Here is a 15,457-nt window from a genome sequence, read left to right as displayed (position 1 = left end):
AGACTATTAATTTTAAAATCTGTCTCAATCTCTAATTGAATATGCATACTAACACCTCAGTATTAGTATGAAATGGAAGAGCATTTTTGTACATCTTTATTCAAGCAGGAATGTACATATTTAAATTAGCATTTGTAGCTGACACTATTTATGAGATAATGAATCATAATGTATTAATATCAACATGCCGAAAGAGTGATTCTAATGACTAATGAGCATAAATCTATCAACTTGCACTACCGTAGCATGCGAATTGGCTATTTGATAGCTGTTGTTATCACTATCATATTAGGTCTATCTTCTAGAAAATGGAGTCTTCTACTTCCGTCATTTGTGGCGCAGAACGCTGGGGACATGCTATGGGCTATGATGGTCTATTTCGGATTTCGATTGTTGCTAGTGCGTAAGAGCACCCTCACAGCCATTTGGCTCAGTTTTTTGTTTAGCTTTGGCATTGAATTTAGCCAATTGTATCAGGAAGACTGGATTAATCAGATTCGTGGGACAACACTCGGGGCTTTGATACTTGGGAAAGGTTTTCTTGTAGAGGATTTGGTTCGATATACAGTGGGTATTATAATAGCTACTGTAATAGATAAGGTGACACTTAAGTTCTCCCTTCGAGGTTAAATAAGGATGTTTTCGAAAAGATTGTTGCTATTCAACTAAAGGGGCAGGTTTCTTTAATAATCAGGAATGAACTTTTATTTTTTTCAACCGTATTGAGTAGAGGAGTTTAGCAGTATTCAAATATAGGAGGTAATATGATGGTACTAATAATTCCAAAATGTATGAAGTGTAGTAATAAAATCAAGCATGATGAAGAAATATTTGTCCAAATTCGATATCCGAAACGAAAAGGTGGATCTACGTCAAGATTGTAGACACACTCAAGTTAATTTTTTGTGTTGCGCAACGTCCATTTTTGGAGTGTTCCACATCCCGAGTAGACCGTCAAAGTGAAAAGAGCCTTTGACCGCCTACTCGGGATGTAGAGCGGAAAATGCATGGAGGTTGCGCCCGAAAATGTGGAGGGGTAGATTTCTTTGTCCCCTTTTTACGCTGCTACTCGGCACATTATCTCATATGCATCGGGTGTGAAATAACCAATGCTACCATGGATTCGCTTGCGATTGTACCAGCCTTCGATGTACTTAAATAAAGCTACACGTGCGGTTTCAAAGTGGCTGTAGCGCGTTCGGTATACTTCTTCTTTTTTGAGTGTTGCGTGAAATGATTCGATGCACGCATTGTCATATGGGCAACCTTTTCGACTGAATGATGGGATCATTTCGTATTTCTGTAAGCGCTCGCCAAAAGCTTCACTTGTATATTGAGAACCTAAATCCGTGTGTATAATGAGTCCTGGCGCTGGATTTTGCGCGGCTACTGCGTTATCAAGTGCTTCTAAGACTAGGTCAACCGTCATTTTACGACCAAATTTATATCCAACAATTTTCTTTGTATGACAATCTAATACCGACGCCAAATAACACCAACCATCATTTACTGTGTGGATATACGTAATATCTGCCACCCATTTTTCATTGATGTTTTCGGTTGTAAAGTCTTGTCCCAACACGTTTTCACGCTCTTCAACTGGTTTCTGCGTTGGCGTCGGACGGTACTTTTTTGTAATGTTTGAACGAATGCCTGCTTTTCTCATAATTCGTTGAACGCGATCAATACTGCCTGTATAGCCCTCTTGTTTAAGGATTTGAAATATTTTCGGTGCACCATAACGGCCGTCACTTTCCTTATGAATAACGCGAATACGAGCGAGTAGCTTTTCATTGGCGACATGATAGCTGTTCGGCTTTTTGTGAAATGATTGATAATACGTACTTTTAGGCATTTTTAAAATGCGACACATCAATTGAACGGGTTGATGCTCGCTTTCTTTTGTAATGTGGTCGATCAGTTCTTGGTCTTCTATTTTTGCGCGAATATGGTCATAGCCTTTTTTAGGATATCTACCTCTTGTTTTAAGCGAAGGTTTTCCTTCTGAATAGCAGCTACTTCAGCTGCAGTTAACTCCCCAGTTCCTTCAATTGGAGAATGGAGTTTAATCCATTTATAAATTGTGACTTCTGACACACCATATTCGCTAGCTAGTTGATTGACCGGTGTACCCGAACGATAAAGTTCGACTACTGTTTGTTTGAATTCTTTATTGTACTTTTTTTGACTCATGGTCGGACACGTCCTCTCTTATGTTCAATTCTATTGATTTAACCGAGGTATGTCCACTTATCTATAATACATCCAAGGATTTACTGAGATCAAAGCTTATTTAAATCTCGAAGGAAAGTTTATCTGTATTGAGTGTTCAACGAAAATTAATAATTAAGATATTGTGCTTTAGTTAAATTTTGATTCACAAAATATATAAAGATAGAATTTATTCAACAAGTTTTGTAGATTAAATCTGCCGTTTTGTTTTAACATCAACAATCTTCGAGAAAACTGCCATAAACAATTAAATGAAAAATCGCTCGGGAATTTTATTAATTCTCTAGCGATTTTTCATTTTAGTGTTATCAATTAATGGAACCTTATTTTACATGATCAATCTTTATTACAATGCCATATGAATAATGGTCATCATGCTATTCATTAATCCAGTTGATTAATTCCCTATCAAAAATATCCGGTTCTTCAAACATTGGGTTATGGCCACTTTTTTCAAAAATGACCTTCTTCACATTTTCATATGAATCATCCATTACACCCCAGAGCGAAACAGGAGCTACTAAATAATCATACCTTCCTAACCCTACAAATATAGGCTTATCAATGTGAGCTAAAGATTGGATTAAATTTCGTTCAGCAAAAGCTACACCCCAAAGGTAATCGATCACTTCCATATTTGTATAGACGCCATCCCACATATAAGCAGCATCGAACGTATAATCATAAAAGCTATGCGCTCCCATGCGGATACACATATGCACAAATCGTCTTTCAGGATCATTGTGAATATCATTCTCTAAGAAGGCAATATCATGCTCAAATTGCTTTTTACGCTGGGCGCTGGCAGTTTCATTAAAAAATGAAAAACTTTGCTGCTGTCTCTCTTGACTGTTTGTCGGCGCTGAATTTAATAAAATAACCTTCTGAACATATTGAGGATATTTTTCGGCATATGCCAAAGCCATAAATGCGTGCCCAGAATGTCCTAAAATAATGAAATCCTCAAGCTTTAGCCATTGTCTTGCTGTTTCGATATCCTCAACAATTTTATCCAAAGTATAATCTTCTTTCATTAAAGAATGAGGAGGCTTTACAAAACCTCTATGATCTAAGAAGATAAATTGAAAATGTTTATATAAATTTTCCGAGAACAAGCGTGGATAATATACACTGCTACCCACTACCAATATCGGCTTACCTTGTCCCTTCACACAATATTTTAAATTAAATCCTTCACTTAAGATGCTTTGATAATTATTCATAATAATCGTCCTCTTTTCTTTTTATATAGAAGAGCTTCATATTATGCTCTTCTTTCAATCACTCCCTTTCTTTTTTACATTCCCGTGTTTTCTCCATAGAACGCTCAAGCATTCTAATTCACCCCATTATTATTTTATTAATTGAAAAACGAGCGCTGAGCCGCTTCGTTGTTGTCGATTTCGTACATAATCATAACTCAATATTTTTCTATTCAATATGCCTGATAATATAGAAAAGTAAAATTTTTAAAATTTAAATCAAGTATACAATATTAATTCAAAAGTTTAAAATTATTAAATATTAGAAAAAATAGAAAGATAGAGGATACAAGACAATGGATAAACGATTACAACACATCATTACATTAAGAGAGAATGGTCGATTGGAAGAAGCGAATCAATTAATGGTAGCTCTAGTTAATGAAGAGCCTGAAAATGGATACTACCAATTTCAATGTGCCTGGACATATGATTCATTAGGAAAAGAACAAAAGGCTGTCCCCCACTATGAAAAAGCGATTCAATTAGGGCTTAAGCCAGAATTTTTAGTAGAGCTTATTTAGGATTAGGTAGCACCTATCGTACATTAGGGCAATATGAACAGTCGAAACGTATTTTTGAACAAGCTCTAAGTGAGTTTCCAGAAGCCGAACATGTAAAGGTTTTTTATGCGATGACTCTCTATAATCTTAGTGAACATTCAAAGGCTATGGAAACTTTATTAAATACAGTAATTCACACTACTCATCATGAAGGAATAAAAGATTATAGCAAAGCCATTAAGTTCTACAGTAATAAGCTAGATCAAACTTGGGAATAACACAATAAAAGATCAGGCTCCTGTTTATGAACCTGATCTTTTCATATTACTAAATAGACCTAAAACCCTATTAAACTATATTACTTTGTGTTTCTCGATAAATTCAAGATAGTAAAAAAAGTTTTCATTGAAATGACCTTATATAGTGCAAGCTATTTATGCTGTGAAAATTTCATTTTGAAAGAATCTATGATAAAATAAGAACATGCATTCCCTCTCTCTTGATTTTCTTAACGGGTATATTTTGTTATGATAATAAATTGGGGTGCGAGAATTTGTCTTAAAATATAATATATAACGTCGGATAATCTGTTGTTTTTTTACAGAGATGAAAAACAAATTGGTCAGTCCTTAAATTGGAGTATAGACTGAGCTACTCCTTATGGATCAGCGTCGATCGACCGCTCCCAGAAAAGCGTCAGTCGAACGGAAAATCAACCTAGTTCTAGCTTTAAAATAAGTTTGGTTAAATTAATACGATTTATCTCAATATAAGAACAAATCTAAAGAGCATGTTTTGAAAAAAGATTGATCAAAACATGCTCTTATTTGGATTTTGTAGATTAACTTCTTAAAGCTTGATTATTTTTGAAATCCTTATTGCACGAAAGCCCCTGTTAGCACAATAAGATTTGTCAAAAAAGTATCCTATTAATGGATACCAAGATGCTTTTCAAACCAATTGCAAGCTTCAAGCTTCATAAAATAATTAAATTGGTGATCTACAAAAGGCATGCTGAGTCGAAGATTTTCTGGCTGTTCAGCGTACAATGGTAACAACTTTTCATAGAGCTCTAATGAATAAGTAAATAGTGAATCAGTATCTTGATCGCCATTGATTATTAGTAATGGTTTTGGTGAAAAACTACTTAACTTTTCATATGGATCTATCATTCGGAAATACTCTGTTCTTTTTGCTATTTCTTTCGCTGCATTCTGAATCGGTTCTCTCCATTGTTCATAAGTACCTGTTGATAGGATACTATCTTTTCATGCTTTTGAAAAAGATGGCTTTCCAGCTATTGGAATCGCAACTTTTATATTAGGGTTATTAGCTGCGATATAAAATGTTGCATATCCTCCCATAGATAAACCTGATATTCCTATTTTATTCTTATCAATCTCATCTCTACTTTTAAAATATTCAATGAGACTTTGTATATCGAATGCGGACTGTTCTATTACTTCATGCATATGAACATAAGAATCAAGACCAGTATCTGGTGGAAATACTTTAGAAAATTTGTTAGTTTCGGTGTTCATTTTCCTCATACCATGGTCTTTGCAATCGATACTAACATAATAAAACCCTTTTTTAGCAAGCATATATCCAAAATCTAATGCTTGCTCACGGTCTCCTCCGTATCCATGAAGAAAAAAAATTAATGGGCATTTCTTTAATTCATTTTGATAAATACTTAAAATCGGTATGTTATTCACTATGCGATCTTCCATTAATATTTTTGTCAATGGTGATACCTCTCTATAATTATTCTATTTACTGCTATAATTAATATTGTCCATTTAAACTCACTCCTTTTTCGCATATTTATTCTTTGCTATATGTTCCTCTTCAAGAAAACTGCCCCGTTAGAAAATTTTGTTCCTTTATAAATAACTTATATTCCTCCATAAATCGCTCTGATTCTTCTAAGAATGGATAATGGTTACTTCTTTCAAAAATAACTAATTTTGAGTTCGGTATTTCATCATTCATTTCAATAGAATATATTACTGGACACTGTACATCATATTTACCACCTATTATTAAAGTTGGTGTTAATATAAATCCTAATTTTTTCGACACATCATATACTTGCAATTCTCGACTGAAAAAGTTCAAACGAATTGCAGATATTTCCTTACTAATACTTTGAGAAAAAAGTTCATCATACTTATCAGGCTCAAATAAAGATAGCTTTGTCCTTTCAGTTTTTACTTTATTTCTTTTTTCTGTTAGTAAATCTGGGTGTTTTAAGATTTCAATCAGTTCTTGCATTCTGTTGAATTTAGGGTGTTCAGGATTATAAATACAATCTTTTGAAAATGTCATATATTCTCTTGCAGCTGCTCCAACAATTACATTGAAATCTACGCTATTTGAAAAATATATTCCGTAAATTATTCCTAACATACCTCCAGTTGAATGCCCTGCGAATCCCCATTTTACAAAACCTAATTTTTCACGTATAGCTTCTAAATCGAATATTGATTCCAACATACTCAGTTGATAAGGCTCTATTGCTTTTTCTGAATGTCCTGTCTCTCTTAAATTTACTAAAAATACTTTGTTTGTTTTTGTAAATGTCTCTGCAAAATAATCTCCTGTCTGATTAAATACAGAGTAATGATGGGTTATACAAAGTGGTTCCCCTTCTCCCTTGATAAATATTTCGAAGGTGCCTCGTGACGTATTAAGTAACTCCCTTTCCCAATATCCCACTGTTATCTCCCTTTCTTATTAAACTATCCTGCTCCGTTAGTGAAGTATTTATTTTTCTATGTATACTCTTTCTAGTAAATTGGAAATAATTCCTCTATAAACAATATTTTCGGAAGAATATATTTTATTAAATATCAAAAGCGTGGGAATCATATGAATCAGAAAAGAGAATTGAAGCATATCATCTTAAAACCTTTTTACACTATCTATCTTTCCTTTATAAAATTGCTCTTACCTTAGTTAATAAGGGGTATTTTTTAGATTGTTTCCAAAATCTCTTTTGCGATTTCATCAAGTTCTTCTGCGAGTTCATTATGTTTAGGTGTTTCAGCCACTCTAGTTAAATACTCTCTAAACTGAACTCTTGACTCTACTGGTAATTCTGTAACTAAAAAATGTAAAATAAACCACTTCCAGTTATCATCATCTGAAGATAAAACATTTTGCACATGTGGAACAATATCTTCTGGAAAAGTTAAAAGTAATTCTAATACGCTTGGTGCCACTGGCCAATTCATATCTTGAATCCATTCAAGGAGGTTAGGAAGTAAAGGCAATATTTTAACTCTATCCATTTTTTTAATCATTTCTACTCTATCATTATCAAATTTATATCTTGGCAATAGATCTTCAAAGTTTTCCATATGAATCCCTCCCTTTGATTTTTATAGATGGAAATCTATTTATCATATCGGTCTTTATTAAATTAATCCGCGCCGTTAGTCAATAAGAAAAGCTACCTTTGACTTCGGTAGCTTGATCTTAAACTTTTGCCTCCGTTAGTACAACAAGCAAAATATTTAAACTCCCATAATTGTTTTTATACGGTCATTTTCTTCTTTCTTATCCAAATACTCAAATAGTCCAAGTCGATTCCCCCAAGGGTCAGTGAAAGTTCCCCATTTTGCAGAAACTTCTTCACGGGAGTATATCTCAAATTCGTCAATTTCCAACTCTTTAACTAGTCGATCTCTTTCAGCTACTATATCAGTTACCCCTAAACGTAAAGGCCCACTTTCCTCTGATGGTATTCCTTCAGCAACCAGCAACCAGGGATTATTTCCCATTCGGCAAATCCGTCGTGTGGTATGAAATCAGCTTTTTTGCTTAGTAATGCTTCATACCACTTATACCCTTCGTTAAAATCAGTTACACGAACTTGATTGGTTATTTCAAAAATCATCTATTTACCTCCTAAAAAAATACATATTACATGTATTCTATAAAGTAAGAAGCAATCCTTCTTATTAAACTAAATTGCACAGTTAGTCCAATAAAAAAAGAGCTGCCTAAGCAACTCAATATTCTTCAAGTAAAGCATTCCAAAAGTTTAAGAACAAGTTTCACAAGCCATTAGCTAGTTAGTTCAATTACCTAATGAATAAGATTTCACAACTCCTGAAAAAAGTTAAAAATTTCCTACAAGTAGAAGTTCCAGGTCAGTTAGCCAATTCCCATACTTCATGAGGGCCGACACGATGTCGGTCATTTCGGTAATGCCACAGGACGTGGCGTTCTAAGACCAAGTTCCTCTATTTCAGCAGTTGTCTTTTGTACCGAAAGTGTAGCGACAGGTACAGGTGTCTTTTGTACCGAAAGCGTAGCGACAGGTACAGGTAGGTGTTTGGACACCCGCTGAAAAGTAACTTAAATTCGCATTTATCTCACCACCTATAGAGGTGGGAGATTTCTGTAACTGCCGTTTCACTTACGTTAACATTAAACAAGTGCTGAAAGAAGTTAAACACCATCTTCATTCTAAATTTTATGTTCTTTAATTAATGTTATATAATTGCCCGATAATTATTGAGTAATCTGCATCTAGATTTTCTTTGTTTTCGATGATGATTTTACCTTCATATAATGATTCACCTGTACGTAAATCACCGATAAAGAGGAAATGACCGTCAAAAACACGATCGACTAAATATAGTTTACCATCTGTAACCTGTAAAAAAGGTTTTTCTTCATCATTTTCAATGCTTGGATATTTTAAGTTTAAAGGCTCTTCCCACTGTTTTTTTTCTATATTATAACGGTACAGCTCTAAACCATTGGCTGAGCGAACAGGAATGAATATATCTGTTCCATGAAGAATCATAGACTCCTTATATGGTTCTAATTCGGCTGGAATTGTCCATTCCTTCACTTCATTATTGAGATAGTTATAAAGATACATTTTACTAGAAATCGTTTCAGGCTTATCATCATCTAGGTATTTGTAATTTTCAACCATATATAAGAGATAATTTTCATTTTGTACTTTATTATTGTCATTAAATATATTGATGCTGGCCTGGAATCTCTCTTCTGACGCTAATTTTGCAAGTATTGAGTCCTGCTCTAATTCCTTTTTGTTTTCATCAATCGTATATATATGCAGCTCTTCATCACCATTGAGATAGCTAGTTCCTAAAATCTTTATTTTTCCATTTTCTACATAGACATCTCTCTCATTAATCCAGTCATATCTCACTTGGTCAGGCATATTGATTTCAAATGAAGAACTGTCATTTGTATGTTTATCAAGTGTGTCGATTTGAAGAGTGAACAAATTTCCTCGGCCCTCTTTTCGACCATTACTTTGAAAAGTGGTGTAAATCAAACGGTCTTCGTCTTCAAAATACTGACCAGGATTTAATTCTTTTCCACGCATAAAACTACGGTGTTCTTCAATATATTTTTGAAACATCAAAGGGTTATTTCGTCCTATCAACTCTCCAATGAAAGACCTGCTCTGATTAGTCGAACCATTCTTTGATATATGCAACCCTCGAATAATATCACCACTCTGATAACTCGCTTGAAGAATAAGATTGTCGATTTCTCCCTTATTTCCGCTAGTTGTTTCGATTTTAAAGGATACACCCTTTGCCATTGCCTGTTGAATATAGTAAGAACCGATTGTCGTCACGATGATTAAACTAATCAATATCGTTTTCCAATATTTTTTCATTGTCATTCCCCCCTAGACCCTGATTTTATATTTTAGCAAATGATTTGCGATCCAAATGGCACTGCTTAATACGATGACGCTCATTACCAGTTCCATTAGAAAGACTTCAAGTGCGTAAAAATAGCCACTATCAAATTCATTCACTAGTATTGGTACAAAAAGGACTCCGAACGAAAGCATTCCATAAATGATTGCGAAAAAAATGCCTTTTAAACCGTAACTTCGTTCAATTAAAATGGCAGTGAATAGAACTGTTACAAAGATAAGCCCGACTCCATAAATCAGGATAAATTCTGTCAAGGTTTTCGGATACAGCCAGCCCCACATTCTTAAACTATAAATATCATAAAATGAAAAATGCGATTGTAAATCTGTTGGTATAATACTATTAAAAATTTGTATTTCGATCGGGATTAACAATATTTGCAAAGTAACCAAACCAAGTACCAACAACATAACAGTCGTCAATTTTGCGAGATAAATACTAATTCTTTCAGTTGGCAACATTAATAATCTGTAAATAAACGTATTTTTTCCAAACCAATCTCGATACCAAATAAAGAAAACATAAATCATCAACATGGCGATGCTAAAAAAGATTGGCATCATAAACCAACCAGATTCAATGAAACGATGAAAAGGAGAAACCCCGTATTCCTTAATATATTGGCTCATTGATAGTTGATTTTTATACATCACCTGATCTGCGTCATTCATATATACTTTCGACACGACAATCGCCCCAATGAACTGACTGACAATTATCAATCCTATTAAAGTTAGGTACAATTTAAAAATTCGATTTACTTCGAAATTAAGAAGTTTGAAAAAGTTTTTCATCCACAATACACCTCTCTCATGACATCAACGACTGATTTCCCTTCCTTTTCACGTACTTCCTCTACGCTAAACTCCTTTAATACTTCACCGTTATCAATAAGCACTGCTCTATCAATCAAGTGTTCAATATCACTAATTTCATGGGTTGTGATAATCACACCACGATCTTCAATTAAGTGGCTTGTAAACACTTCGGCAATCTGTTCACGGGAGAAAATATCAATACCAGAAAATGGTTCATCCATCAGTAAGTAATCCACATTCAGTGCCAAACCTAATATCATATTGACTTTAGCCATATTCCCCTTTGATAAATTGGCAATCCGTTCAGTAGGGTCTAGTTTAAAAAATTGCAGCAACTCTTCTGCTCTTTGAGGATCCCAGTTTTTATAAAAATCGGCCATGAACGCAAAGGCATCACAAATTTTCATTTGCGGCAACATCGTAATCGTATCTGGAATAAAGGTAACTTTTTCAAAGCTTTCTTTCCGGATTTTTTCTCCATCAATCAAAATTTCACCGCTATTAATAGGAGTGAGCGCCATAATAGCTTTCATGATTGTCGTCTTTCCTACGCCGTTTATACCGATTAAACAAGTAATTTCTCCTTTTTCAGCAGTAAAAGAAAGTCCTTTTAATACCTGTTTCCTGCCGTATTTTTTCATGACATTTTTTACTTCGATCATTTCGATTCCTCCGCTTCTCCACTTTCGGCATCATGCTTTTTCTTAACTAGTTCCAGCACTTCGGATAACGGTACATTGATGGATTTAATAGAACCTAAAAATAAGTCAACCGCTTCAATAATCAATTCCTCACGGACGCTTTTAAGGACCGCTTCATCTTTAGTAATGCAGCTAGGCATATTTCCCTCAGTAAAAATCAATCCTTGTTCCTCCATTTCCTTATAAGCTCGTTGTGCAGTATTTGGGTTAATCTTCAGCTGGTTGGCTAGTTCTCTTCTTGATGGAATCTCCTGACCAGGTTCAAAATAACCCTGGGCGATTTGCTCTTTAAAATGTCGGATAACCTGGACATAAACTGGATCCCGATTATTAAACTTTACAGTCAATTAACTCAACTCCCAGAGAATTATATTTTTCGTGTATTAAGCACTTAATACAGATTGAACATATTTGTGCGCTAAGTACTTTTAAAGAACTACCCGATTTATTATTTAGCCATTACCCGCTAATCGGCCTCGGTGTATTAACAACTTAATACACCATTCTCAAAAAAATGTAAAAGTGTATTAAGCACACAATACACTCTTCGTAATGTATTATATGCTTAATACACTTTTTATGTCAATCAAATCCATGGAAATAAATATCCATGTTCAAAAAAACAACCAGTTGTAAAAGTACTTTCCACGTTCGAATGAGCTGCATGCTCCTAACCCATGCATGCACATTTTTTACAGAAAAAAAGTATTAATTTACCTTATATAAATTTGACACTTAATTTCATTGACAGAAAAGTATTTAATAACGTGAAATAACGGCTGCTTTACAAGCAACCGTCATTTATACCATAGTTTATAATGCCTTGGAAGCCTGATGAATTAGTGCAGCTACCATTTTGTCCATTTGTGCAAAACGATCGTCTTTTGTTTGACCATTCACATATCGATAATAGATTTGCTGACATATTACTGCTAATTTAAAGTAGGCAAATGTAATATAATAATCGATGGCTGAAACATCACGCCCGCTTTTCTCTGCATATCGGTTTATGAATTCCTGACGTGTATAAAACCCTGGTAAAGTCGTTATTGGTGGTTCACCAAATGCGTATAGTAACATTTTTGGGTCATCTGCATGCATCCAGTAGCTCATGGCCACGCCTAAATCTGCTAATGGGTCCCCCACAGTTGTCATCTCCAAATCAAAAAGACCAATCATCTCAGAGTAATCGCTTGTAAACATTGCGTTATTAAGCTTGTAGTCATAATGAATAATGGTTGCTTCATGATTAGAAGGTACATGATCCTTTAACCACTTTGTCAATACCGCTACTTCAGCATGCTCTGCCGTTTTCGCTTTATCATAGCGCTCAATCCAGCCATGTACTTGTCGTTCCATAAATCCGTCTGGCTTCACCATATCCTGTAGCTTCGTTTCCTTATAGGGTATTGCATGAAGAGCAACAAGTGAATCAACCATCTTTTCTGAAATGAGCCGTCCTAAATCCTCTGTATTTTCGGTTCCAGGTGGAAAATGAGTATCAAGTACGATACCCTTTTTACGTTCCATTAAAAAGAAATCACTACCGATAATCTCTCGATCTTCAACGTATACATAAGGTTTTGGTACAGCAGCTAAAAATGGATGTAATGCTGATAAAATCGTAAACTCTCGTTTCATGTCATGCGCTTTTTTAGCAACTGGTCCATGTGGAGGTCGACGAAGAACAACTTCAAATTCGCCTACTTTTAGGCAATAAGTCAAATTTGAATGTCCAGCACTAAACTGTGAAATTTCTAGCTTCCCCTCTGGTAACTCCGGAAATTGACTCTTTAAAAATGAATGTAATTTCACTTCATCAATACGTTCACTTGCCCTTACTTGTATCGTATCCATTGTACCCCTCCCTTATATGATCGAGCTCATGCCGCCATCAACAACTATGACATCCCCCGTTATATAATCTGAGGCAGCCGCGGCCAAAAATAATGCAACGCCTTTTAGGTCATTTTCAGTTCCTAAACGTTTTAACGGCGTCACTCCCATTAAATAATCTTGTCCACGCTCAATTAAGACTTTTGACATTTTGGTTGGGAAAAATCCTGGGGCAATCGCATTTACATTGACGCCATATGGTCCCCATTTTACGGCTAAGTCTTTTGTTAGTGTGATGACTGCACCTTTACTTGCGTTATAGCCAATTGTATCCATGAAATCAGGTAATGTACCACCTAGCCCTGCAACCGAGGCGATATTAATAATTTTTCCGCTCTTTTGTTCTAGCATTATTTTGCCAACAGCTTGGCTCATTAAAAATGTGCCATTGACGTTAACATCGAAGACTTTTTGCCAAGCCTCATACGGCATTTCAACAGCTGGAGTACCCCAAGACGCACCACTGTTATTGACTAAAATATCAATTTGGCCGAATGATTCAAGCGTTTTTGACACTACGTTCGCTATATCCTCTGGCTTTGTCACATCACAGGCAAGAGCTAATGTTTGTACACCTAATTCAGCTAATTCTGCGGCTACCTCTTCGCATGCCTCGACCTTTCTTGAGCACAGTACAATGTTAGCGCCTGCTTCAGCAAAGCCTTGTGCAATTTGAGCTCCAAGACCGCGTCCTCCCCCTGTTACGATGGCAGTTTTCCCCTTTAAGCTAAATAAGTCTAGTACCGTCATTTCACCAGCTCCTCTTGTTTTTTAGCATGCTTTTTCAGCTCCAGCTTGGCAACCGTGTTACGATGCACTTCATCCGGTCCATCCGCTAAACGTAATGTTCGGGAATTTGCCCACTGTGCCGCAAGCGTCGTATCAGGTCCTACCCCAGCAGCACCGAATGCTTGAATTGCTCGGTCAATAACTCGCAATGCCATATTTGGCGCCACTACTTTAATCATCGCAATTTCTGCCTTCGCTTCTTTATTTCCTACTGTGTCCATCATGTACGCTGCCTTTAGCGTTAAGAGTCTTGCCTGCTCAATATCGATACGGGACTCCGCAATACGCTCACGCATCACACCTTGGTCTGCGAGTGGTCGATGGAAAGCATGTCGCTCCTGAACACGCACGCACATTTCCTCTAATGCACGTTCAGCAGCTCCAATAAGGCGCATACAATGATGGATACGACCCGGCCCTAAACGACCTTGCGCAATCGCGAAGCCTTTTCCTTCTCCCCACAAAATATTTTCAACTGGTACTCGAACATTAGTAAACGTCACCTCACCGTGTCCTTCTGGTGCGTGATCATAGCCAAATGCTGTAAGCATACGCTCTATTTTCACTCCTGGTGTATCCATCGGCACTAAAATCATCGACTGTTGCTCATGGATCGGTGCTGTAGAATCCTTATGTTTCCCCATAAAAATAGCGATTTTACAACGAGGATCACCGGCTCCTGTCGTCCACCACTTATGTCCATTTAAAATATAATAATCGCCATCCCGTTCAATACTTGCCTCGATGTTTGTTGCATCACTAGACGCAACTGCAGGCTCAGTCATTGCAAAGCAGGAACGTATTTCTCCACGTAATAACGGTTCTAGCCACTGCTTCTTCTGCTGTTCTGAGCCGTAACGCACAAGAACCTCCATATTTCCTGTATCTGGCGCATTGCAATTAAACACTTCAGGAGCAAGTAAAGAGCGTCCCATAATTTCACATAAAGGTGCATATTCTAAATTCGTCAAACCTGCACCATATTCGCTTTCTGGCAAAAATAAATTCCATAGGCCCGCTTCTTTTGCCTTGCGCTTTAATTCCTCCATAATTGGTGGGATCGCTCCCCAACGATCTTCCATTGCTTCTACCTGTGCAGCAAACACTGCCTCATTTGGATAAATGTATTGCTCCATAAAATTTGTCAGCTTCTCTTGTAGTTTTACTACTTTTTCACTATAAGAAAAATTCATAAAAAAGCCCCCCTTTATTTGAACATCAAAATGATAAATGAATGAATATTCATTTTTATTCTTACATTAAATGTTACCGCTATATTTCTTGTAAATCAATGTCTATTAAACAAAAATTTGAATTATAGAGAAAATTCATACTCAAGACAGTGTTTTCAGCGTATAGAAAATCTCATTACGATAAAAAAATACAAGTCAAAACACTATTTTGCCATAATATGTATCTTCAAATCAGAATAGCGTCTTACATAACGTGTGGTTGATTTCCGTTCCGGCTGGGCGCTTTGTAGCTGCCGCTTTGCTTTCGCTACAGAAAACATTTGTTGTTGCTGTCGCTACG

The 15,457-nt window shown here is 35.9% G+C and carries 14 protein-coding genes and 2 pseudogenes; 2 read left to right on the top strand and 14 right to left on the bottom strand.

From position 1 onward, the window contains the following. Positions 1-204 precede the first annotated feature (204 nt). Complete coding sequence (locus ACQKOG_RS04635; protein WP_370081206.1) at positions 205-630, top strand: DUF2809 domain-containing protein; 426 nt, start codon at positions 205-207, stop codon at positions 628-630. 427 nt (positions 631-1,057) lie between these two features. On the opposite strand, the gene ACQKOG_RS04630 is transcribed toward ACQKOG_RS04635, so the two are convergent. Together ACQKOG_RS04630 and ACQKOG_RS04625 are read right to left on the bottom strand one after the other, a co-directional pair. After that, a protein-coding gene (locus tag ACQKOG_RS04630) for an IS3 family transposase (protein WP_370083798.1) occupies positions 1,058-2,193 on the bottom strand; the annotation gives its coding sequence in 2 pieces (ribosomal slippage) (positions 1,058-1,968 and positions 1,968-2,193; 1,137 coding nt in all). Between the two features lie 416 nt (positions 2,194-2,609). Further along, a complete protein-coding gene (locus ACQKOG_RS04625; protein WP_370081202.1) occupies positions 2,610-3,455 on the bottom strand; it encodes an alpha/beta fold hydrolase in 846 nt (281 codons plus the stop codon). Positions 3,456-3,790: 335 nt separating this feature from the next. Between ACQKOG_RS04625 and ACQKOG_RS04620 the strand changes: the two are divergent. Next, a pseudogene (locus ACQKOG_RS04620) lies at positions 3,791-4,275 on the top strand (tetratricopeptide repeat protein). A gap of 651 nt (positions 4,276-4,926) precedes the next feature. Here ACQKOG_RS04620 and ACQKOG_RS04615 read toward each other — a convergent pair. The 12 genes and pseudogenes from ACQKOG_RS04615 to ACQKOG_RS04560 form a co-directional block, all read right to left on the bottom strand. Next, a complete protein-coding gene (locus tag ACQKOG_RS04615) occupies positions 4,927-5,169 on the bottom strand; it encodes a hypothetical protein (RefSeq protein ID WP_427445302.1) in 243 nt (80 codons plus the stop codon). 96 nt (positions 5,170-5,265) lie between these two features. Further along, positions 5,266-5,745 (bottom strand): alpha/beta hydrolase family protein, encoded by a 480-nt coding sequence (locus ACQKOG_RS04610; RefSeq protein WP_370081198.1) that lies wholly within the window; start codon positions 5,743-5,745, stop codon positions 5,266-5,268. Between the two features lie 103 nt (positions 5,746-5,848). After that, positions 5,849-6,718, bottom strand: a complete 870-nt coding sequence (locus ACQKOG_RS04605; protein ID WP_427445299.1) for an alpha/beta fold hydrolase — start codon at positions 6,716-6,718, stop codon at positions 5,849-5,851. Positions 6,719-6,975: 257 nt separating this feature from the next. Continuing rightward, the gene (locus ACQKOG_RS04600; protein WP_427445296.1) at positions 6,976-7,362 is read right to left on the bottom strand and encodes a DUF5071 domain-containing protein; all 387 of its coding nucleotides are present in this window, start codon (positions 7,360-7,362) and stop codon (positions 6,976-6,978) included. A gap of 156 nt (positions 7,363-7,518) precedes the next feature. Next, positions 7,519-7,901 (bottom strand): annotated as a pseudogene (locus ACQKOG_RS04595) (VOC family protein). A 591-nt stretch (positions 7,902-8,492) separates the two neighbouring features. Further along, the gene (locus ACQKOG_RS04590; RefSeq protein WP_427445293.1) at positions 8,493-9,674 is read right to left on the bottom strand and encodes a hypothetical protein; all 1,182 of its coding nucleotides are present in this window, start codon (positions 9,672-9,674) and stop codon (positions 8,493-8,495) included. A 12-nt stretch (positions 9,675-9,686) separates the two neighbouring features. Next, on the bottom strand, positions 9,687-10,514 hold the full coding sequence (locus tag ACQKOG_RS04585) for a hypothetical protein (RefSeq protein ID WP_370081188.1): 828 nt from the start codon (positions 10,512-10,514) through the stop codon (positions 9,687-9,689). Next, the gene (locus ACQKOG_RS04580; RefSeq protein ID WP_370081186.1) at positions 10,511-11,200 is read right to left on the bottom strand and encodes an ABC transporter ATP-binding protein; all 690 of its coding nucleotides are present in this window, start codon (positions 11,198-11,200) and stop codon (positions 10,511-10,513) included. The genes ACQKOG_RS04585 and ACQKOG_RS04580 overlap by 4 nt, the downstream gene beginning before the upstream one ends. Continuing rightward, a complete protein-coding gene (locus ACQKOG_RS04575) occupies positions 11,197-11,586 on the bottom strand; it encodes a GntR family transcriptional regulator (RefSeq protein ID WP_370081184.1) in 390 nt (129 codons plus the stop codon). The genes ACQKOG_RS04580 and ACQKOG_RS04575 overlap by 4 nt, the downstream gene beginning before the upstream one ends. A 466-nt stretch (positions 11,587-12,052) precedes the next feature. Continuing rightward, positions 12,053-13,096: a phosphotransferase family protein gene (locus ACQKOG_RS04570; RefSeq protein WP_370081182.1), complete on the bottom strand. Its 1,044-nt coding sequence runs from the start codon at positions 13,094-13,096 to the stop codon at positions 12,053-12,055. 12 nt (positions 13,097-13,108) lie between these two features. Continuing rightward, entirely contained in the window at positions 13,109-13,885 is a 777-nt protein-coding gene (locus tag ACQKOG_RS04565; protein WP_370081180.1) for an SDR family oxidoreductase, read from the bottom strand. Continuing rightward, the gene (locus ACQKOG_RS04560) at positions 13,882-15,117 is read right to left on the bottom strand and encodes an acyl-CoA dehydrogenase family protein (RefSeq protein WP_370081178.1); all 1,236 of its coding nucleotides are present in this window, start codon (positions 15,115-15,117) and stop codon (positions 13,882-13,884) included. The genes ACQKOG_RS04565 and ACQKOG_RS04560 overlap by 4 nt, the downstream gene beginning before the upstream one ends. Positions 15,118-15,457: the final 340 nt, after the last annotated feature.

This window comes from Lysinibacillus sp. NPDC093216, assembly GCF_050280325.1.
Taxonomy (GTDB): domain Bacteria; phylum Bacillota; class Bacilli; order Bacillales_A; family Planococcaceae; genus Lysinibacillus.
This window is presented reverse-complemented; position numbering and strand designations above follow the sequence as displayed.